The following is a 20631-nucleotide window of genomic DNA, read 5'->3' as shown; positions in this document are numbered from 1 at the left end:
AAGATGACAAATGACAGAAGCTCTTTCGTCCGTTTACTAAAAAGCGTTTCCCTGCTGACAGCAGCTGCCCTGATAGGAAAGATATTCAGCGCTGTTTACCGGATTCCATACCAGAATATGACCGGAGATATTGGGTATTATGTTTATCAGCAGGTGTACCCGTTTTACGGTATAGCGATGATTCTCGCTCTTTACGGCTTTCCGGCTGTGCTGGCCGGGGAAATGGTCCAGCAGAAAAAAGCATCCGAGCGGCTGGAAACGATGAAAGCGGCTGGGATGGTATTGGTATCTGCGGCGGCTTCGGCTTTTGTACTTCTGTTTCTTTTTGCGCCTGTGGTGGCGGATGCCATGGGAGACGGGCAGCTTACACCGGTGCTGCGCATGACTTCATTCGTGTTTCTCCTCGTGCCTGTGCTTTCGCTTGGGCGCGGATATTACCAGGGGATAGGGAGAATGGAGCCGACAGCTTTATCACATGTAGTGGAGCAGGTGTGCCGGGTAAGCTTTATTTTGTTATTTGCCTGGGCAGCAGTGTCGGCCGGCCTGGGAGTATATGACACAGGTGCTGGGGCTATAGGGGCTTCTATAGCAGGCGCCGGCGTCGGAGCTTTGATTCTGCTGCTGCTCTGGTGGTTTCAGCACCGTCGTAAACCGCTGCCTTTTCGCTTCCGGGGGTCCGGGGACGAGTACAGAACAATGGGGAAGAAACTGCTTATACCAGGAGTGGTCGCCTGTCTCGGTGCCATGGTGTTTTTATTTTATCAATGGATTGATGCGTTTACTGTAATTCCCGGCCTTGAGGCTTATGGTATTTCCGGACGGGAGGCGAAAGAAACGAAGGGTGTTCTGGACCGGGCACAGCCGCTTCTTCAGTTCGGCACGGTAATCTCTACGGCGCTCGCAGCGGCTGTACTCCCTTCGCTGCGCGGAAAAGAAGGAGTTTTTCTTGGCGGGCTTGCTCTTCGGATCAGTCTGGTTATCGGCGGAGCAGCGGCTGTAGGGCTGTATACAGTAGCTGAGTTTGTGAATGTGATGCTGTTTGAAAACAGTAGAGGGACAGAGCTTATGGCTGCGCTCGCTGTTTCACTTCTGTTCAGTGGCTGGATTGTAACCGCGAACGCAATTCTCCAGGGAGCAGGCCGTGTCCGGATGGCTGCGGGTTCGATAGTGGCCGGAGGAATCATAAAGCTTGTCGGAAATATAATGCTTATCCCGGCCTTTGGTGCAATTGGCGCAGCTGCGGCGACGATCGGCGGTCTTGCGGTTACGAGCCTCCTGCAGGGAAAGCTTCTGCAGAGGCACCGGCTGGTTTCCTGGCCTTCTGGCAGATGGTTCGCCTGCTGGATGACTCTTTTAGCCCTGCTTGGAGCTGGCCTGTGGGTGCTGCAGCTGCCTGTGGGCAGCGTGGATGCAAGGACGGCCGCTGGCGTGTGGGCCCTTGGCCTGGCTGGTGCCGGTGTGGCGCTTTGTCTTGCCCTTGTCAAAGGCTTAAGACTTTTCGAACGCCAGGAATGGAACATGTTTTCCGCAGGCGGAAATAAGAATGAAAAGAGAGGGGCTTCCTAATGAATAATGCAGATATGCGGCCAGTTATTACCATTTTAGGGCTGGGGGCTGGGGATGCCGGGCAGCTCCCCCTGAACGTTTACCGTCGTCTCCGCTCAGCTTCACCTCTGTATTTACGTACCAGGGAGCACCCGGTAGTCAGAGAGCTGCAGGAAGAGCTTCCGGATTATAAAACCTTTGACCGGATTTACGAACAGACAGATTCGTTTGAAGAAGCATACGGATTCATGACAGAAGAGCTGCTTATGGCTTCCAAAGCTTCCGGAGACATTTGTTATGCAGTGCCGGGCCATCCGCTAGTGGCAGAAATGGTAGTGCAGCAGCTGCTTGAAGCGGAAAATGCCGGAAAATGCCGGGTGGATGTAGTAGGGGGCCAAAGCTTTTTAGACCCCGTCTTTGCAGCCCTCCGGCTGGATCCGAGTGAAGGCTTTCAGCTGCTGGACGCGACAGCGCTGAAAAGAGAAGAGGTGCAGGTCTCCACCCACCTGCTGCTTACCCAGGTGTACGATCGTATGGCAGCTTCAGAGGTGAAGCTGACGCTGATGGAGCTTTATCCGGAAGAACATATGGTGCACATGATTTCCGGAGCGGGTACTGCGGGAGAATGGCTTCAGGAGCTTCCGCTCTATGAGCTTGACCGCGAAGACTTTGTCGATAATCTAATGTCAGTCTATGTGCCGCCGCTTCCGTTTTCGTCCCGGTTCGGAGACTGGGAGAAATTGCGCAGCATTATCGCCTCCCTCCGCGCACCGGACGGGTGCCCATGGGACAGGAAGCAGACGCATCAGTCACTGAAAAAATACCTGCTCGAGGAGACCTATGAAGTATTAAGTGCGATCGATGCCGAAGACGACGACAATCTGCAGGAGGAACTGGGAGACATCTTGCTTCAGGTGATGCTTCATGCTCAAATTGGTGAGGAAGAAGGCTTTTTTACCATTGATGATGTGGTGGAATCAGTAACTGAAAAAATGATCCGCCGGCATCCGCACGTGTTCGCGGAGTCAGCCGCGGCTACTCCGGAAGAAGTGAACACCCAGTGGGAAGAGATTAAAAAAGCTGAAAAAGGCAAAGATGGCAAAGAAGATTCTGTACTGGCGGATATTCCCCCGGCAGCGCCAGCGCTCATGAGAGCCTACGAAATTCAGAAAAAGGCAGCGAAGGCCGGTTTCGACTGGGATGATGACGCTCCGATGTGGGACAAGCTCCACGAAGAAATAGAAGAATGGAAAGCAGAGCTTCGGGCAGGAAACGAACAAAACAGCTCAAAAGAATTTGGGGACATTTTATTTGTGCTCGTTAATCTCGCCCGGTTTTTCCGGGTGCATCCGGAGGAAGCGCTGGAACAGACGAACCAGAAATTTTTCCGTCGCTTTGCCTACATTGAACGGAGAATGCAGGATGAAAACCGGCACTGGAAGGAAGAGAACTTTCTGCAGACAGCGGAATTCTGGTGGCAGGAAGCGAAGAAGGAGGAGTAACGGTGAGAATAGATAAGTTTTTAAAGGTGTCCCGGCTGATTAAAAGGAGAACTCTTGCAAAGGAAGTAGCTGCTCAGGGACGCATTACGGTAAACGGCAATCAGGCGAAGGCCGGAACGGAAGTAAAGCCTGGGGATGAAATCATCGTACGTTTTGCTTCGAAGACATTAAAGTTAAGAGTAGAAGCCATTAAAGATACAACGAAAAAAGATGAAGCAGAATCGATGTATACATTGATAGAAGAAGAAAGCAAATAACGCGAACGGCCGTTCCTTTTTGGGACGGCTTTATTGTTTAGTATGGAAGAAAACCTGCGAAAACGGAAAAAATAAAGCGGAAAACTGTAATAAAGCGGAAAAACCGTGTTGAAACTCTTTCGCTGCTCCGTTATGATTAACATAACTAAAAACGTAAACGGTTTATAAAGTGCGTGTTTTACAACAAAGCTTGCAGAGACGAGCGAAGGAGGAGCTCTTGATTGATTGAAGAAAAGAAAAAAGTAACAAACATTCATCGACCGCATTCCTACCAGCAGACACAGACAGACGCCCGTAAAGAAGCCGCAGTGCAAAAGCAGCGCCGTGGATTGAAAAAAAGAATGACTGCTTTGACTGTCGTTACTGCCTTTGTCGTCATATTGATGGGAATTACTTTGTTTTCACAGTGGCAGACAATTGCAGCCAACAATGAAGAGCAACAGCAGATGGAAGAGCAGATGGTGAACCTCGAGGATAAAGAAGCAGAGTTAAATCAGCAGGTGGAGGATTACAACGACCTTGATTACATAGCGGAAGTCGCCCGGGAAGAATATTATTTAACTAAAGAAGGGGAAACGCTTTATAAACTTCCGGAAAGCAATTCATCTAATTGACATTGTTTTTTGGCTTCGAGTATAATTACTTGGACACAGAGAAATTGAAAACGTGAGGCGTTTCTATTTCTTTTGCACTAATCTCTTTTTATATTTCATATAGGATCCATAAGGAGGAGCATTTTTTAGATGGCAATTGAAGTGGGCAGCAAGATACAGGGCAAGGTTACCGGCATTACGAAGTTTGGCGCTTTTGTAGAAGTGGAGCCGGGAAAAACAGGTCTCGTTCACATTAGTGAAGTCGCGGATAAATATGTGGAAAACATCAGTGATTTTCTGTCGGTCGGAGATGAAGTGACAGTAAAGGTGATGAAGGTAGAGGATGATGGAAAAATCGGACTCTCTATCCGTAAGGCGCAGGACCGTCCTCAGGAAGAACGCCCGAAAAGCAGCGGCAGCGGCCGTCCAAAAAGCGGGGGAGAACGGCCCCGCGGAGGATCGAAACCTCCGCAGCAGCGTCCGGCAAGCTTTGAAGACAAAATGAGCAGCTTCATGAAAGACAGTGAAGAACGCCTGGCCACTATCCGTAAGCATACAGAAAAACGAGGAAAAAAATCCCGCAAGTAATGCCGAAAGCTTCCAACCCTGGAGAGAGCCTGCCAGCGCACGGCAGGCTCTCTTTGTTTGGGGAAATGCTTCAGCTGAAATTAATTTCATATCGCATATTGACTTTTAATATAAAAACAATTTATAATCGTGAATGTCGCAATAAATGGCGGCGTAGCTCAGCTGGCTAGAGCGTACGGTTCATACCCGTAAGGTCGGGGGTTCGATCCCCTCCGCCGCTACCAAATTATAACTTGAATGCTTCCACTGCTAACCGGGCAGTGGTTTTATTTTGTTCCAATTAATTAAAGCGGTTTCACTTTTGAAAACTACTTTTGTTCCGCTGGCGAGTATTCTATACTTTAACCGAAAGCACATTTACATATTAATTGAGGAAGGGCGGGGAGGCACGTGGAAAAAGCAGATGACATTATGGCCATGTGTCTGCATGCTGGACAGCTTATGCTTCGTTACGGCTCAGAAACGTTCCGGATAGAGGATACAATGCGGAGAATGGGCCGGGCTGCCGGAATGGAGCAGGTGAATACATTTGTGACGACAACAGCTATCTTTTTATCGTTTAAATCGCCTGTAGACCAGCGTGATCATATACAAATGCTCCGAATCGAGGAACGTTATCAGGATTTAAGCAAGGTAACCTCGGTCAACCAGCTGTCGAGGGAATACGTGAGCGGTCTCCTGACTTCAAGAGAAGTAAAGAAGCAGTTAAAAGAAATTGAAGAAGCACCGATGAATTACCCTGTATGGTTCATTTACTTGGCTTCCGGTATCGGCGGGGGCGCTTTTTCATATTTAATCGGCTCGAGTGTGATGGATATGCTGCCGGCTGCGCTTGGCGGACTTGTGACAGCGATAGCGCTCGTACGCTACCAGATGAGGCTGAAAGTGAAGTTTTTCTCAGAGTTTTTGGCATCATTTACAGGTGCTTTATTAGCCATGCTGATGGTGCAGATGGGGCTTGTGATGAATACCAATCAGGTCATTATCGGCACAATTATTCCCCTTGTGCCAGGCGTACCGCTGACAAACGCGGTGCGTGATTTAATGTCGGGAGATCTGGTGGCAGGAGTGGCCAGGGGGGCCGAAGCAGCTGTCTCAAGCATGTCTATAGCAGGGGGCGTGGCAGTAGCACTCACAATTTTTTTCGTATAGACTGAAGAAAAGAGGGAAATAACGATGGCGATGTTTGCATTAGAGCTGGGCCTTTGTTTTGTCGCAACGATTGCTTTTGCGATTATTTTTAATATTCCGCTCCGTCTCGTCTGGTGGGGCGGGTTTATCGGTGTAGGCACGTGGGCCATTTATTCACTGATGCCGGTGCTTGGATTGTCGCTCGTTTTTGCGGCAGCGGTGGCTGCTTTTTTTGCTTCGTTTGTCAGCCAGTGGTTTGCCCGTTTTATGAAGGTGCCGGTAACAACATTCAGTCTCCCCGGCATTATTCCGCTGATTCCAGGTAGCCGGGCGTATGAAACAATGCTTGCTTTCGTGCAGGAACGTTATTTATACGGACTGGAGCAGGGCGTGGAAACAGTACTGCAGGCCATTGCCATTGCAGCTGGCCTCGTATTCGCGTTTTCGGTATTTTCTGTTGGCAAAGGAGTGGGCCAGCGTTATGAAACGCATCGTTGAAGAATGGATCACCAGATGGGAAATGATACCACCGGGCGCAAAAGTACTCGCAGCGGTTTCCGGCGGTCCCGACTCCATGGCAGCTGCGTCCCTTCTAAAAAGCTTACAGAACAAATATGAATTCACCTTAGGAGTCGTGCATGTAAACCACGGCTTCCGTCCGGAGACATCGAGGTCAGAGGCACAGATGGTGCGGGCATGGACAGAGCGCCAGCAGCTCCCCTTTTTTTCTGCGGCAATGTTTATGAAAGAAGCTCCTGAAAAAAAGGCGACACAGGCTGCTGCACGGGAAAAAAGGTATGATTTCTTTTTCCGCACTATGAAACGGTTTGACTACAACGTGCTGATAACTGGTCACCATGCGGATGACCAGCTCGAAACGATGATCATGCAGGCAGCTTCCGGCCGCTCACTTCTCGGAGAAGAAGGCATCGCCCCGAAGCGTACAATGAACGGTTTTGAGGTCGCGCGTCCTCTGCTTGGCGTAAAAAAAACAGATGTCGTGATCTATTGCAGAAAGCACGGTATACCTTATGTGGAGGATGAAAGTAATTCCACGGACGATTACAGGCGCAACCGGGTGCGCCGCCACGTCATTCCGGAGCTGGCAGAGGAATTTCCTTTAGTGCATCATCACATGCAGGAAAAGTATGAATGGCAGAAGGAGCAGCAAAACTATATGCGCAGTCAGGCCCGGGCCTCTCTCGGTTTATACGGGAAAAAGCTGGAGCTCAACTATGCAGATGTAAGGATGGATTTTTTTCACGAAACCCCTCTTGCTTTACAAAGGGAAACGGTTTCGCTACTATTAAATTATTATTTTTCTGCAGAAGAAACAGGCATTTCTGCTTCTTTGGTGGATTCCTGTATTGGTCTGGCTTCTGCCGGCGGCCCATCGAAAGAACTTCATTTACCTGGTGGTATACTGGTCCGCAAATCTTATGACAGTCTGGAATTTTTGCGCAGGGAGGAAGCCAGTGCTTCATTTCCTGAACCGATACGTATTTCTGACTACGGTAGCTGCAAGTACGGCACCGGCATCGCTGGAGTAAGTCGTGACCGGCCGGAGGAGGCAGATTTTTGGATTGCTGTACCGGAAAGCATTCTTTCGTTCCCGATATACGTAAGACCCCCGGGCGCAGGGGACCGAATACATATACCAGGCATGAAGGAAGCGAAAAAAGTTCATCGTCTGTTTATAGACGAAAAAGTTCCAAAGCATGAACGTGCGCGCCGGCCCGTATTTACAGATGAAAAGGGGACCATTTTATGGCTTCCGGGCCTTAGGGCCTCCTTTCGCTATGAAAAAGAGACGGCTTACTTTTTTTGGAAAAAGGACTAAATGGGCATGTGAAATAAGAAGTGACAATTTCGGAAAATTTTTTGTGCAGGGAAGTAAATTCCCTTTATACGTGCTATGATTGAAAATGGACCATTTTTAACAATAGCAGCTTATAACACGGTTGTACTGCTTCTGTTTTGTGACTATAGTTTTATAAAATAAAACAGCGGCTGTTAAATAACAGCCCGGATGAGAGAATGAAATTCGCTTGGGAGGGTAAAGACATTCAGATGCACGACGAAATACAGGATATATTGATCTCGGAAGAAGAACTGCAGACAAAAATCAAAGAACTGGGCACGACGCTTACGGAAGAATATGACGGGCGTTTTCCTTTAGTAATCGGAGTTTTAAAAGGAGCACTTCCTTTTATGGCGGATATTGTCAAGCGCATGAATATTCATCTTGAAATGGATTTTATGGACGTTTCCAGCTACGCCGGGGGCACGGTTTCTACTGGGGAAGTTAAAATTATCAAAGACCTGGACACCACGGTTTACGACAGAGACATCGTGATACTTGAAGATATTATCGACAGCGGGCGTACGCTTAAATACTTAATCAGCCTCCTGCAGACCCGGGGAGCAAAGTCGTTGAAGGTTGTAACGCTTCTGGATAAGCCGGAGGGACGGGTGGTAGACCTTACCGCAGACCTTGTTGGTTTTACTGTGCCGGATGAATTTGTCGTCGGCTACGGTCTGGATTACGCAGAAAGATACCGGAATCTGCCGTATATCGGTGTATTAAAGCCGGAGATTTATCAAGGCGGATGATTAGGAACAGACAAGTGAATATGATACTATTATTGCAGCTTTCGATGTATGCAGGAGGAGGTCAGGAATGAACCGAATTTTTCGTAACACTGTGTTTTGGCTTTTTTTATTCCTGGTTATTATAGGGATTATCAGCTTTGCCCAAAACGATGGTGGAGATACAAATACAATCAGCAGTACAGAGTTTAATGAACGTCTTAGCGAGAACGAATTTGCTACTATTACGCTTCAGCCTGAGGGCGGCGTTTATAATGTAACAGCTGCTACAAGTGAAGATACTGAAAACGCGGAAACATACGAATCGTATATTCCGATGACAGATGAATCAACACAGCAGCTGCAGACAGCCCAGGGGCCAAACGGAAACGCTGTCGAATTTGATACACAGCCGGAAGAAGAAACAAGCGGCTGGGTTACTTTCCTTACGACGATGATTCCATTCATCATTATCTTCCTTCTATTCTTCTTCCTGCTCAGCCAGTCCCAGGGCGGCGGCAGCAAGATGATGAACTTTGGTAAAAGTAAGGCGAAGATGTACCAGGAAGACAAAAAGAAGGTGCGTTTTAAAGACGTAGCTGGTGCGGAGGAAGAAAAGCAGGAGCTTGTGGAAGTCGTTGACTTTCTGAAAGATGCCCGTAAATTCTCCAACATTGGCGCCCGTATTCCAAAAGGCGTACTTCTTGTCGGTCCCCCGGGTACAGGTAAGACGCTGATCGCCCAGGCGGTTGCCGGAGAAGCAGACGTACCGTTCTTTTCCATCAGTGGTTCAGACTTTGTGGAAATGTTTGTCGGTGTCGGTGCTTCCCGTGTGCGTGACCTTTTTGAAAATGCGAAGAAAAATTCGCCGTGTATTATTTTCATTGACGAGATTGACGCAGTAGGACGCCAGCGTGGTGCCGGTGTCGGCGGCGGCCATGATGAACGTGAGCAGACGCTGAACCAGCTTCTGGTGGAAATGGATGGCTTTGCCGGCAATGAAGGTATTATTATCATTGCGGCTACTAACCGTGCCGACGTACTCGACCCTGCACTTCTGCGTCCGGGACGTTTTGACCGTCAGATTCTTATCGGCCGTCCGGATGTAAACGGCCGGGAGGAAATTCTTCAGGTACATGCGCGCAACAAGCCGCTCGCAGAAGATGTTAACTTCCGGGCTATTGCCCAGCGTACGCCTGGTTTTACCGGCGCGGACCTCGAAAACCTTCTGAACGAAGCAGCGCTTGTGGCAGCCCGTGCTGATATGCAGAAGATCAGAATGACGCATGTAGAAGAAGCAATTGACCGCGTTATTGCTGGTCCTTCGAAAAAATCACGCGTTATTTCAGAAAAAGAACGTAACATCGTGGCTCACCACGAAGCTGGCCACACAGTTGTTGGTATGAAGCTTGAAAACGCGGATATGGTGCACAAGGTGACTATCGTGCCGCGTGGCCAGGCCGGCGGTTATGCAATGATGCTTCCGAAGGAAGATCGTTACTTTATGACCAAGCCGGAGCTTCTCGACAAAATTGTCGGCCTGCTGGGCGGCCGGGTGGCAGAGGAAGTCATGTTTAACGAAGTGAGTACAGGTGCTCATAATGACTTCCAGCGTGCGACAGATATCGCCCGCCGCATGGTTACCGAGTACGGTATGAGTGAAAAGCTCGGCCCGCTGCAGTTTGGTTCAAGCGGAGGCGGCCAGGTCTTTCTCGGCCGTGACATGCAGAATGAACAAAATTACAGTGACGCTATCGCTCACGAAATTGATAATGAAATGCAAAGAATTATTATGGAGTCGTATGAACGCTGTAAACAAATTCTTACGCAGTATAAAGACCGGCTTGAGCTTGTTGCCCAAAGTCTTCTGGAGCTGGAAACGCTGGATGCAGAGCAGATCCGTTCCCTGGTCGAAGACGGCAAGCTCCCGGAAGATCACTATTCGAATAAATCGGATGAAGAGATGGGTGCTGCGAAAAGCGAAGAACAAAAGCGTGAAGAGGAACAGGCTGACCACGTCCTAAAAGGCGACAACGGTGAATCTTCTTCGGAGGAGAGCTCCCCGGAAGAAACGACAACTTCTTCGGATTCGAACTCCGACAGTGACGATACAAACCGTCGCGACTAATATAAAAGAAAGGATGCCTTTAAGCGGGCATCCTTTTTTGTATGCGGAAAGAAAGCGGACGTTTTTCTTCGCACATTCTGCGGTATAGCATAAACAGAAAGCGTGCGAGCGAATTAGTTGTTTTTCAATTGGTTTTGTACAATACTATGTATCAGGTTTTCAAAGATAATATAATGATATAGAGAGCAAGAGTGGAAAGGAAGGAATTAAATCAATGAAGGATTATTTAGTAAAAGCAACAGCGTTTAATCATCAGGTTCGTGCTTATGCCGTTCATACAACAGAAATGGTAGATGAGGCAGTCAGGCGCCACCAGGCATGGCCGACTGCTTCGGCGGCTTTAGGCCGGGCAATGACAGCCGGTTCCATGATGGGAGCAATGCTTAAAGGTGATGACAAACTGACCATTAAAATTGAAGGCCACGGGCCGATGGGGCCGATTATTGTCGACAGTAACTCTTCGGGTGATACCCGGGGGTACGCCCACAACCTGCAGGTTCACTTCGATTTGAACGACAGCGGAAAACTGGACGTGGCCCGTGCCGTCGGTACGGAAGGAACACTCTCGGTCGTTAAAGATTTAGGCATGCGGGATATGTTTACCGGCAACGTTCCGATTGTATCCGGCGAACTCGGAGACGATTTTACGTATTACTTTGCAAATTCCGAGCAGCTGCCGTCCTCTGTCGGCCTCGGGGTGCTCGTAAATCCGGATAACTCTGTAAAAGCAGCGGGCGGGTTTATTATTCAGGTTCTTCCGGATGCAGAGGAAGAATATGTAGCGCACCTTGAACAGCAGATACAGCAGATGCCACCGGTGTCCAAGCTTATTGAACACGGCAAAACCCCGGAGGAAATTCTTCATATTATACTCGGTGAAGAAGTAAACGTGCTTGATACGCAGCCGGTCCAGTTTTCCTGCCAGTGCTCCAAGGAACGCGTAGAAAACGCGATCATCTCTCTTGGCACCGATGAGCTCCAGGATATGATTGAAAAGGACGGGGGAGCCGAGACAACGTGTCATTTTTGTAATGAGGTCTATCATCTGGACGTAGAGGATCTGGAGCGTTTGAAAGAGCGCACCTCTGAAATTGAAAACCGCTCCTAGGTTATTTATGCGCCTTTTGATCTACAGATTGACAGAAGTTGACCAAATTGGTACGATTAAATTATAATAAAACCAATAAATTTACTTGGTGTTTGAAGGAGGAGCATGAATGAAGGCTGCAAATAACGTTACAGAACTCATTGGAAATACTCCCGTAGTAAAACTAAACCGTTTAACCGGGGAAAATGATGCAGATGTTTATTTGAAACTCGAGTATATGAATCCAGGAAGCAGTGTAAAAGACCGTATTGGTCTTGCAATGATCGAAGCTGCTGAACGGGATGGCCGTTTAAAAGAAGGGGATACAATCGTTGAACCGACAAGCGGTAACACAGGCATCGGCCTGGCAATGGTAGCTGCTGCCAAAGGCTACCCGGCGGTATTAGTAATGCCGGAGACAATGAGCATGGAGCGTCGCAATCTTCTTCGTGCATACGGTGCGGAGCTGGTGCTTACACCGGGACCGGACGGCATGGGTGGCGCGATTTCTAAAGCAAATGAGCTTGCTGAGGAAAAAGGCTACTTTATGCCGCAGCAGTTTGAAAACGAAGCGAATCCGAAAATCCACCGTGAAACGACCGGTCGCGAACTGCTGGAGCAGATTGAGGGACCGATTGATTCCTTCGTTTCCGGCATCGGCACCGGCGGTACGATTTCCGGCGCAGGCGGCCTGTTGAAGGAGCACTATCCGGAGATGCGTATTGTAGGTATTGAACCAGCGGATTCCCCAATTCTAAACGGCGGAAATAAAGGCCCTCACAAAATTCAGGGGATCGGAGCCGGCTTTGTACCGGGTACGCTGAACACAGATATTTATGATGAAGTAGCAGTAGCAACGACGGAGCAGTCGTTTGAGTATGCCCGCCGCGCTGCCCGCGAGGAAGGCATTTTAGGCGGTATTTCTTCCGGATCGGCTATTTATGTTGCTCTTCAGGAAGCGAAAAAGCTAGGCAAAGGCAAAAAGGTCGTTGCTGTTATTCCTAGTAACGGTGAGCGTTACCTGAGTACGCCTCTCTACCAGTTTGAAGAAACTGCAGACTAGCATAAAATCCTTGAAAAGTCCGTGCCCTGAAAAAGGGCCGGTCTTTTTTTATGGGAAAATATCTTTAGTGACGAACTTAAGCTTATTGGGAGTGAATGGTAACGAAAAAGGGTAATAAAGCAAACGCAGCGTTCTGATTGTTTTTTTATAAAATATTTCGTAGACTTGGAGGAAATATAAAGAGAATTTTCTGTAAAAAGAGAGAATTGGATGAAACCGGGGGCATACACATAATGGATGAGCGACTGGCCCGAGGGCCTCAAGCAGGAGAATCATATACACAGACGACGACGTCGTTTTTTCAGACGAATGATCAGTTTTTTCAGGCTTTCGACTTTCTTGCCAGGGAGGAACCTTACCATGTGCTGCTTGAAAGCGGACATCAGGGTGAACTCGATATTGCTGGCCTTTGCCCCTTTGCGGTAGTGGAAGGGAAAAATGGAGAGACGAGCCTTCATAGACATGGAAGTACTGAAACGTATGCGGGAGATCCGCTTGAAGCCTTGGCAGAATGGATGGAGCCGTACAATCTGCCAACAGATTCTGCTCTTCCCTCGTTTCAGGGAGGCGCAGTGGGCCAGATAAGCTATGACTATGTACGGTATGTTGAGCATCTGCCGGAGCTCGCGGTGGATGATCTGAGGATGCCGGATGCGTATTTTCTGCTGTATGACCTGTTTTTTATTCACGATAAAAAAACGGGGGAAACGTGGGTATGGCATTTACATGCCAAAGAGGAAGACGCCGTTAAATTCGTCGAGAAATGGAAAAAAACATGGGAGGAGGCGGTGGAAAAGTCTTCCGGACAGGAGCGTTCAGAAGCGAAGGGGGCTGTAGCAGCCGAAAAATCTGTACCTTCCTTTTCTGAGGAATTGTTCGGCGGGGCGGTGGAGCAGATTAAAGAATATATTGCTGCGGGGGACGTGTTTCAGGTGAATTTATCCACCCGCCAGACACAGCTCCTGCATACCTCTGCCTTTCATATTTATCAGAAGCTGAGGGAGCTGAATCCTTCCCCGTATATGGGCTATATGCACACCCCGGACTGGCAGACGGTCAGTGCCTCCCCGGAGCTTCTGGTCAAAAAACGGGGAGCGGAGGTGTCCACCCGCCCGATTGCCGGGACCCGTTCGAGAGGAAAAGACGATCAGGAGGATATGGCGCTTGAAAAGGAGTTGATGGGCACGGAAAAAGAGCGGGCTGAGCACGTCATGCTCGTCGACCTTGAAAGAAATGACCTCGGCCGTGTCTGCCGCTATGGTTCGGTGAACGTGGATGAATTAATGGCGGTGGAGCGGTACTCCCACGTCATGCATATCGTTTCCAATGTAAGGGGGATACTTGCTGAAACAGAGCAGGTATATGATATGATAAGGGCAGTGTTTCCTGGAGGGACGATCACCGGCGCTCCGAAAATAAGGACGATGGAAATTATTGAAGAGCTCGAGCCTGTGCGCCGGGGCTTCTATACGGGAGCGTTCGGCTGGATCGGCTACAATAAGGATGCGGAGCTCAACATTTCCATCCGCACGATGCTTGCCAAGGACGGGTACGCCCATGTCCAGGCAGGGGCCGGGATCGTCATCGACTCTGATTCAAGAGCAGAATACAAAGAATCAATCAAAAAAGCCAAAGCATTATGGGAAGCGAAAAAACAGAGTGAAGCAGAGGCTGGCATTATCCACGAGCAGAGCTGAGACTAGAAGAGAAAGGAAGATTTTCGCATGATTTTAATGATTGATAACTATGATTCGTTTACGTACAATCTCGTGCAATACCTCGGAGAAATGGGAGAAGAACTCGAAGTACGGCGTAACGACCAGATTACAGTGGAGCAGATCGCCCAGTTGAATCCGGATATTCTGATGATTTCCCCGGGGCCCTGCAGTCCGGATGAGGCGGGGATCAGCGTCGAAGCGATACGCCGCTTTGCCGGAGAAATCCCGATTTTTGGTGTCTGTCTTGGCCACCAGGCGATTGCCCAGGCCTTCGGCGGCGATGTTGTACGGGCGGAGCGGCTGATGCACGGAAAAACATCGGCTATCCACCATGATGGTGTAAGTATTTATGCCGATCTTCCCAATCCATTAACGGCGACAAGGTACCACTCGTTAATTGTGAAAAGAGAAACATTGCCGGACTGCTTTGACATTACCTCTGAAACGGAAGCCGGAGAGATTATGGGGATCCGCCACCGCACCCTGCCTGTTGAGGGCGTGCAGTTTCACCCCGAATCGATTATGACCGGTGAAGGAAAACAGATGCTCAAGCGCTTTGTAGACCGGCACCGGCAGTCAGAAGAGGTGCTGTAGCATTGTATGTGCATATAGACGGGGAGATAAAGAAGGCGGGCGAAGCTCGTCTTTCTGTATTTGACCACGGTTTTATGTATGGGCTCGGCCTATTTGAGACGTTTCGGGTGTATAATGGCCATCCGTTTTTACTGGATGCTCATATGGAAAGACTTGAAGCCGGTGCAGAGGAGCTTGGCATTGTCTTTCACTATGAACGGAAAACGGTCGAAGCAGAAATCAGGCAGCTGCTCAGGGCCAACGGACTGCAGAACGCCTACGTGCGATATAACGTATCCGCGGGGCCCGGGGATCTGGGGATTCAAACGACTCCCTACCTTGAGCCGGTTATTGTTATTTATATGAAGCCGCTTCCGGCAGCGGGAACAGAGCCTGTACAAAAGGACGCCTTATGGCTTCAGCTGAGAAGGAACAGTCCGGAAGGCCGGGAGCGCATGAAATCCCATCATTATATGAACAACTGGCTTGCCAGGCAGGAAATAAAAGATCAGCCGGAGGCGGAAGGAATTTTTATTAATGACAAAGGGTTTGCTGCTGAAGGTATTGTCTCCAATATTTTTTGGCGCAGGGGAAATACTTTGTATACGCCGGCAGTGGACACAGGTATTTTAAACGGCATTACACGTCAATTTGTGATACAGTTAGCACATGAAAATGACTACATCGTGGAGGAAGGGTACTTCCTCCCGCAGGATATAAAAGCAGCAGAGGAAATGTTTGTCACGAATTCTATTCAGGAAATCGCAGCAGTGCGCGCCCTCGGGGATTATTGTTTTCCCAGTCATTCAGCGGCCCGGCTGCTGCACAGCCGCTACCAGAAAGAAAGAGAGAAACAATAACAGCTGGCACGGCAGGAAGGAGAGAAAATGCGCAATCAGGTAATGCTATGGAAGAATTGGGAGCTTGATTTTTCCTTAAAAACGTTTGTCATGGGGATTTTAAATGTGACGCCCGATTCCTTTTCTGACGGAGGCCGGTACAGCGAGGTGGAACAGGCTGTCGCGCAGGCAGAAAAGCTGGTGGAGGACGGAGCGGATATTATAGATATAGGCGGGGAATCCACACGCCCCGGAGCAGCATTTGTAGAGGCAGAAGAAGAGCAGCGGCGGATCGTTCCAGTACTCGAAGCCCTGAGGAGCCGGATAGACGTGCCCATCAGTGTGGACACCTATAAAGCGTCCACTGCCGAGGCAGCTGTCAAAGCCGGGGCGGATATTATTAACGATGTGTGGGGAGCAAAAGCAGATCCCGACATGGCCCGGGTAGCGGCTGAATACAATGTGCCGATAATTTTGATGCACAACCGGGATAATACAGAGTACGAGGATTTGATGCCTGACATGATTCAGGATATTCATGAAAGCATAGCCATTTGCGAGCGGGCCGGGGTCAAGGCAGACCGCATTATTCTGGATCCAGGCATTGGCTTTGCAAAAACCTATGAGCAGAACCTCGAAGCGATGCGGAAGATGGATCAGTTTACGTCGCTTTCGTACCCAGTACTCCTAGGCAGTTCCCGTAAATCACTCATATCAAAAACACTTGAGCTTCCCGCTCATGACCGTGTGGAAGGTACAGGTGCAACGGTGAGCCTCGGTATTGAACGCGGATGCGATATCGTCCGTGTGCATGACGTAAAAGAAATGACGCGCGTAGCCCGGATGATGGACGCTATGCTTGGAGTAAGAAAGGAGCATTCGGTTGGATAAAATTCATTTGCAGGGGATGGAGTTTTACGCTTATCACGGGGTGTTTGAAGAGGAAAACAGGCTCGGCCAGCGCTTTCGCGTCAATTTAGTACTTGAAGCGGACTTAAAGCCGGCAGCAGCAGAGGACGATGTAGAAAAAAGCGTTAACTACGCTGAAGCATTTGAAGCGGTGAAAGAGGCCGTGGAAAACCAAACGTACCGGCTGGTGGAAACGATTGCTGAAAAGATAGCCCAAACAATATTTGAGCGTTTTAATATTGTGGAGCAGCTTCACGTGAAAGTGATTAAACCGGACCCGCCAATCCCGGGACACTACGATCACGTGGCCATCGAAATGACCAGGGTTCGTCCATAATGCCCCAGGTTTTTATCGCGCTGGGTTCGAACCTCGGGAAGCGGGAAGAGTATTTAAAGCGGGCGGTCCTGGCTATGCAGCAGGAAGAACAGATGCAGCTGACAAAGCTTTCACCAGTGTATGAAACCGCACCGGTAGGGGTGACCGATCAGCCATATTTTCTGAACATGGTTTCCGAATGGAGTACTGATTATGGACCAGAGGAGCTGCTGGAGGTGCTTCACCGGATCGAGCATGAACTTGAGCGCATACGTGAAGAACGGTGGGGGCCGAGGACAGTGGACCTTGACATTCTTATCTATGATGAAGAGAATATGAACAAGGAGCATTTAATTATTCCGCATCCCCGGTTAACTGAGCGGGCCTTTGTTCTGGTGCCGTTTTTTGATATTGCCCCGGGCCGTTTTGTTCACGAGGACAAGACGGTTCGTTGGTATGTAAAAAAACTGCCGGAGAAGGAACGGGCCGACGTAGTATACTGGGGCGAACTGTTAATAGAAAACGACGACACGTAAAATAATAAAGCGAACATATAGGAGGTTGCTGTGGTGTTAAAAATTCGTGACATAGAAATGAATAACCCGGTGGTGCTTGCTCCGATGGCAGGAGTCAGCAACCCTGCATTCCGGCTGATTGCGAAGGAATTTGGAGCAGGGCTGGTATGTGCAGAAATGGTAAGCGACAAAGCAATACTGCACGAAAATGAAAAATCGATGCGGATGCTCTACGTAGATGAAAGGGAAAAACCGCTCAGTCTTCAGATTTTCGGCGGAGACAAAGAAACAATGGCCGGGGCTGCTGAAGTCGTGGATCAGCATACCAATGCAGATATTATTGATATAAATATGGGCTGTCCTGTACCCAAAATCACTAAGTGTGACGCAGGGGCCAAATGGCTGCTTGATCCGGACAAAATTTATCAAATGGTAAAAGCAGCTGTGAACGCAGTAGATAAGCCCGTAACGGTGAAAATGCGGATGGGCTGGGATGATGAGCATATACTGGCTGTGGAGAACGCCCAGGCCATTGAGGCAGCCGGCGGTGAGGGCGTAGCAGTACACGGACGTACCCGGGTGCAGATGTATGAAGGCGTGGCAAACTGGGAAATACTTAAAGAAGTAAAAGACTCGGTGAATATTCCGGTAATTGGCAATGGAGACGTAGCTACCCCTCAGGACGCGCGGGCGATGCTCGATACGACCGGGGTGGACGGAGTCATGATCGGACGTGCCGCCCTTGGGGACCCGTGGATGTTTTACCGTACAGTCCAGTATTTGGAGACAGGAAAGCTTGTGGAAGAGGAACCGACTCCGAAGGAAAAAATGGACGTATGTATCGTGCATATGGACCGTCTGATAGAGTTGAAAGGCGAAGACGTGGCTGTGAGGGAGATGCGCAAGCACGTGGCCTGGTATCTGAAGGGCATGCACGGCGGCTCTAAAGTACGGGGCAGAGTAAATGAACTGAATACACGCGATGAAGTAGCGGAAACACTATATAATTTTGTCGGTTCTACGGAAGCTCCCAGTATGGCGTAGGTATTTGCACTAAGAGCGGCTTCTTTCAGGGAAGCCGCTCTGTTTATGACTACCGGACTAAAGCTGGAAACAAAAGGTATTTATATAGAAGGAAAATTAAAAACGATCTAAAGGGGAGACTACTATGAGCCAGGATCAAGAGTTGAACGACCAGTTCCGTGTACGGAGGGAAAAAAGGGAAGCGCTGATTAATGAAGGGAAAAACCCTTTTGGTCAACGCTTCGCGCGTACGTATGATTCAAAAACCATGCACCGGGAGTTCGACGCTTTCTCGAAAGAGGAGCTAAGTGAAAAAAATACGGATATTACGATCGCAGGACGCATGGTTACTAAGCGGGGAAAAGGAAAAGCGGGATTTGCACATTTACAGGATCTTGAAGGGCAGATCCAGATTTACGTACGGAAAGACGAAGTCGGCGACGAAGCGTACGAAGGCTTTAAGGATATGGATATTGGAGACATTGTCGGGGTGCGTGGCCGCGCATTCAAAACAAATGTAGGGGAATTATCTGTCCGTGCTACAGAAGTAACGCTCTTAACAAAGGCTCTTCGCCCGCTGCCTGATAAATACCACGGGCTTCAGGATATTGAACAGCGCTACCGCCAGCGTTATTTAGATCTTATTGCGAACCCGGAAGTGAAAGATACGTTTATCATGCGGAGTAAGATTATCCAATCCATGAGAAATCATTTGAACCGCCAGGGCTTTTTGGAAGTGGAGACACCAATGCTTCATACGATCCCGGGCGGAGCTTCTGCACGTCCATTTGTTACTCATCATAATGCCCTCGACATGGAGCTTTATATTCGTATTGCAATTGAACTGCACCTGAAGCGGCTGATTGTTGGAGGCATGGAAAAGGTCTATGAAATTGGCCGTGTCTTCCGTAATGAAGGTATATCCACCCGCCACAATCCCGAATTTACCATGATGGAATTGTATGAAGCTTTCGGAGACTATGAAGATATTATGGACCTGACCGAAAGCTTGATCGTACAGATCGCTGAAGATGTACTGGGGAGCACTACCCTGCAATACGGAGAAGAGCAGATTGAGCTTGGGAATCAGTGGAAAAGAATGCATATTGTAGATGCTGTCAAAGAAGAAACCGGCGTGGATTTCTGGAAAGAAATGAGTGATGAAGAAGCGAGAGCGCTGGCTAAAGAACACAATGTACCTATTCGGGAAACAATGTCCTTTGGTCATGTAGTTAACGAATTCTTTGAGCATTTTGTTGAAGAAAAACTAATTCAGCCTACATTTGTATACGGGCATCCGCTCGCTATTTCTCCGCTTGCAAAGAAAAATGAAAATGATCCCAGATTTACAGACCGCTTTGAATTATTTATTGTAGGACGTGAGCATGCGAACGCCTTTAGTGAGCTGAACGATCCTGTAGACCAGCGGGAGCGCTTTGAAAAACAGGTGGAAGAGCGAGAAGCTGGAGATGAAGAAGCTCATATGATGGACTATGATTACCTTGAAGCAATGGAGTATGGACTTCCCCCAACAGGAGGGCTCGGTATAGGCATCGACCGGTTGGTCATGCTGCTCACGAACTCTGCTTCTATCAGGGATGTGCTGTTGTTTCCACAAATGCGCAGCCAGGCTTCCCACGAAGAGTAGACAGCTTTATGCCGGCTTTCTTTGTCGGAAGCCGGCATTTATATAAAAAATTTAAAAGAAAATATAAAAATGGGTTGCGTACAAATAAGAAACGATGATATATTATTTTTTGTCGCCGCAAAGAGAGCGGCGGGCTGTTCAGGCAGCCGAAAAAAGTTATTGACTTACTGACACTCCGGTGTTAACATATAAAAGTCGCAAAAATAACGACAGATTGTTCTTTGAAAAGGAAAGACAAGCCAGAGCCCCAATCAAAAGCAACACTTTTTTAGGGCATCACTGATGCCACAGCATCAAACTTTTTACGGAGAGTTTGATCCTGGCTCAGGACGAACGCTGGCGGCGTGCCTAATACATGCAAGTCGAGCGCGGGAAGCCGGCGGACTCCTTCGGGAGGAAACCGGTGGAACGAGCGGCGGACGGGTGAGTAACACGTGGGCAACCTGCCGGACTGATGGGAATAACCCCGGGAAACCGGGGCTAATGCCCAATACGCCCTGACCTCGCCTGAGGTCAGCGGTAAAGCAGGGATCTTCGGATCCTTGCACAGTCCGATGGGCCCGCGGCGCATTAGCTAGTTGGAGAGGTAAGGGCTCCCCAAGGCGAC

At 49.0% G+C, this 20631-nt stretch carries 20 protein-coding genes, 1 tRNA gene and 1 rRNA gene; all 22 read left to right on the top strand.

The window, feature by feature from the left end:
* Positions 1-3: 3 nt before the first annotated feature.
* Positions 4-1566: a polysaccharide biosynthesis protein gene (locus G548_RS17325; protein ID WP_022792862.1), complete on the top strand. Its 1563-nt coding sequence runs from the start codon at positions 4-6 to the stop codon at positions 1564-1566.
* A complete protein-coding gene (gene yabN / locus G548_RS0104015; protein ID WP_022792861.1) occupies positions 1566-3047 on the top strand; it encodes a bifunctional methyltransferase/pyrophosphohydrolase YabN in 1482 nt (493 codons plus the stop codon). Before G548_RS17325 ends, yabN begins: the two co-directional genes overlap by 1 nt.
* Positions 3048-3049: 2 nt before the next feature.
* Entirely contained in the window at positions 3050-3304 is a 255-nt protein-coding gene (locus tag G548_RS0104010; RefSeq protein ID WP_022792860.1) for an RNA-binding S4 domain-containing protein, read from the top strand.
* Positions 3305-3525: 221 nt separating this feature from the next.
* Positions 3526-3918, top strand: coding sequence for an FtsB family cell division protein (locus tag G548_RS17320; RefSeq protein WP_022792859.1), 393 nt, complete (start codon positions 3526-3528; stop codon positions 3916-3918).
* A gap of 129 nt (positions 3919-4047) precedes the next feature.
* Positions 4048-4485 carry a S1 domain-containing RNA-binding protein gene (locus G548_RS0104000; protein WP_022792858.1) on the top strand — a complete coding sequence of 146 codons (438 nt, stop codon included), beginning with the start codon at positions 4048-4050 and terminating at the stop codon, positions 4483-4485.
* Positions 4486-4632: 147 nt separating this feature from the next.
* Positions 4633-4709, top strand: a tRNA-Met gene (locus G548_RS0103995).
* Positions 4710-4875: 166 nt separating this feature from the next.
* A complete protein-coding gene (locus G548_RS0103990; RefSeq protein ID WP_022792857.1) occupies positions 4876-5637 on the top strand; it encodes a threonine/serine exporter family protein in 762 nt (253 codons plus the stop codon).
* Between the two features lie 24 nt (positions 5638-5661).
* Complete coding sequence (locus G548_RS0103985; protein ID WP_022792856.1) at positions 5662-6114, top strand: threonine/serine exporter family protein; 453 nt, start codon at positions 5662-5664, stop codon at positions 6112-6114.
* A complete protein-coding gene (gene tilS, locus G548_RS0103980) occupies positions 6098-7456 on the top strand; it encodes a tRNA lysidine(34) synthetase TilS (protein ID WP_022792855.1) in 1359 nt (452 codons plus the stop codon). Before G548_RS0103985 ends, tilS begins: the two co-directional genes overlap by 17 nt.
* 230 nt (positions 7457-7686) lie before the next feature.
* Positions 7687-8229: a hypoxanthine phosphoribosyltransferase gene (hpt, locus tag G548_RS0103975; protein WP_027847186.1), complete on the top strand. Its 543-nt coding sequence runs from the start codon at positions 7687-7689 to the stop codon at positions 8227-8229.
* A 67-nt stretch (positions 8230-8296) separates the two neighbouring features.
* Complete coding sequence (gene ftsH / locus G548_RS0103970; RefSeq protein ID WP_022792853.1) at positions 8297-10333, top strand: ATP-dependent zinc metalloprotease FtsH; 2037 nt, start codon at positions 8297-8299, stop codon at positions 10331-10333.
* 214 nt (positions 10334-10547) lie between these two features.
* A complete protein-coding gene (gene hslO, locus G548_RS0103965; protein ID WP_022792852.1) occupies positions 10548-11441 on the top strand; it encodes an Hsp33 family molecular chaperone HslO in 894 nt (297 codons plus the stop codon).
* A gap of 109 nt (positions 11442-11550) precedes the next feature.
* Entirely contained in the window at positions 11551-12483 is a 933-nt protein-coding gene (gene cysK / locus G548_RS0103960) for a cysteine synthase A (RefSeq protein ID WP_022792851.1), read from the top strand.
* A gap of 233 nt (positions 12484-12716) precedes the next feature.
* Positions 12717-14180, top strand: a complete 1464-nt coding sequence (locus G548_RS17315; protein WP_022792850.1) for an anthranilate synthase component I family protein — start codon at positions 12717-12719, stop codon at positions 14178-14180.
* A gap of 27 nt (positions 14181-14207) precedes the next feature.
* The gene (pabA, locus tag G548_RS0103950; protein ID WP_022792849.1) at positions 14208-14795 is read left to right on the top strand and encodes an aminodeoxychorismate/anthranilate synthase component II; all 588 of its coding nucleotides are present in this window, start codon (positions 14208-14210) and stop codon (positions 14793-14795) included.
* Positions 14796-14803: 8 nt separating this feature from the next.
* Positions 14804-15634: an aminodeoxychorismate lyase gene (gene pabC / locus G548_RS17310; RefSeq protein WP_245558587.1), complete on the top strand. Its 831-nt coding sequence runs from the start codon at positions 14804-14806 to the stop codon at positions 15632-15634.
* 27 nt (positions 15635-15661) lie between these two features.
* A complete protein-coding gene (gene folP, locus G548_RS0103940) occupies positions 15662-16504 on the top strand; it encodes a dihydropteroate synthase (RefSeq protein WP_022792847.1) in 843 nt (280 codons plus the stop codon).
* Positions 16497-16859 (top strand): dihydroneopterin aldolase, encoded by a 363-nt coding sequence (gene folB, locus G548_RS0103935; RefSeq protein ID WP_022792846.1) that lies wholly within the window; start codon positions 16497-16499, stop codon positions 16857-16859. The genes folP and folB overlap by 8 nt, the downstream gene beginning before the upstream one ends.
* Positions 16859-17374, top strand: coding sequence for a 2-amino-4-hydroxy-6-hydroxymethyldihydropteridine diphosphokinase (gene folK, locus G548_RS0103930; RefSeq protein ID WP_022792845.1), 516 nt, complete (start codon positions 16859-16861; stop codon positions 17372-17374). The genes folB and folK overlap by 1 nt, the downstream gene beginning before the upstream one ends.
* A 33-nt stretch (positions 17375-17407) precedes the next feature.
* On the top strand, positions 17408-18397 hold the full coding sequence (dusB, locus tag G548_RS0103925; protein ID WP_022792844.1) for a tRNA dihydrouridine synthase DusB: 990 nt from the start codon (positions 17408-17410) through the stop codon (positions 18395-18397).
* A 124-nt stretch (positions 18398-18521) separates the two neighbouring features.
* A complete protein-coding gene (gene lysS, locus G548_RS0103920) occupies positions 18522-20024 on the top strand; it encodes a lysine--tRNA ligase (protein WP_022792843.1) in 1503 nt (500 codons plus the stop codon).
* A 301-nt stretch (positions 20025-20325) separates the two neighbouring features.
* Positions 20326-20631, top strand: a 16S ribosomal RNA gene (locus G548_RS0103915); the annotation flags it as partial.

It is taken from the genome of Marinococcus halotolerans DSM 16375 (genome assembly GCF_000420725.1).
Classification (GTDB): Bacteria; Bacillota; Bacilli; order Bacillales; family Marinococcaceae; genus Marinococcus; species Marinococcus halotolerans.
This window is presented reverse-complemented; position numbering and strand designations above follow the sequence as displayed.

Coding starts and splice junctions, on each gene's coding strand:
- hpt (WP_027847186.1), top strand. CDS start 7,687: ATGCACGACGAAATACAGGATATATTGATCTCGGAAGAAGAACTGCAG.
- G548_RS0104000 (WP_022792858.1), top strand. CDS start 4,048: ATGGCAATTGAAGTGGGCAGCAAGATACAGGGCAAGGTTACCGGCATT.
- G548_RS17315 (WP_022792850.1), top strand. CDS start 12,717: ATGGATGAGCGACTGGCCCGAGGGCCTCAAGCAGGAGAATCATATACA.
- hslO (WP_022792852.1), top strand. CDS start 10,548: ATGAAGGATTATTTAGTAAAAGCAACAGCGTTTAATCATCAGGTTCGT.
- yabN (WP_022792861.1), top strand. CDS start 1,566: ATGAATAATGCAGATATGCGGCCAGTTATTACCATTTTAGGGCTGGGG.
- G548_RS17325 (WP_022792862.1), top strand. CDS start 4: ATGACAAATGACAGAAGCTCTTTCGTCCGTTTACTAAAAAGCGTTTCC.
- lysS (WP_022792843.1), top strand. CDS start 18,522: ATGAGCCAGGATCAAGAGTTGAACGACCAGTTCCGTGTACGGAGGGAA.
- folK (WP_022792845.1), top strand. CDS start 16,859: ATGCCCCAGGTTTTTATCGCGCTGGGTTCGAACCTCGGGAAGCGGGAA.
- tilS (WP_022792855.1), top strand. CDS start 6,098: ATGAAACGCATCGTTGAAGAATGGATCACCAGATGGGAAATGATACCA.
- G548_RS0103985 (WP_022792856.1), top strand. CDS start 5,662: ATGGCGATGTTTGCATTAGAGCTGGGCCTTTGTTTTGTCGCAACGATT.
- folP (WP_022792847.1), top strand. CDS start 15,662: ATGCGCAATCAGGTAATGCTATGGAAGAATTGGGAGCTTGATTTTTCC.
- cysK (WP_022792851.1), top strand. CDS start 11,551: ATGAAGGCTGCAAATAACGTTACAGAACTCATTGGAAATACTCCCGTA.
- pabA (WP_022792849.1), top strand. CDS start 14,208: ATGATTTTAATGATTGATAACTATGATTCGTTTACGTACAATCTCGTG.
- ftsH (WP_022792853.1), top strand. CDS start 8,297: ATGAACCGAATTTTTCGTAACACTGTGTTTTGGCTTTTTTTATTCCTG.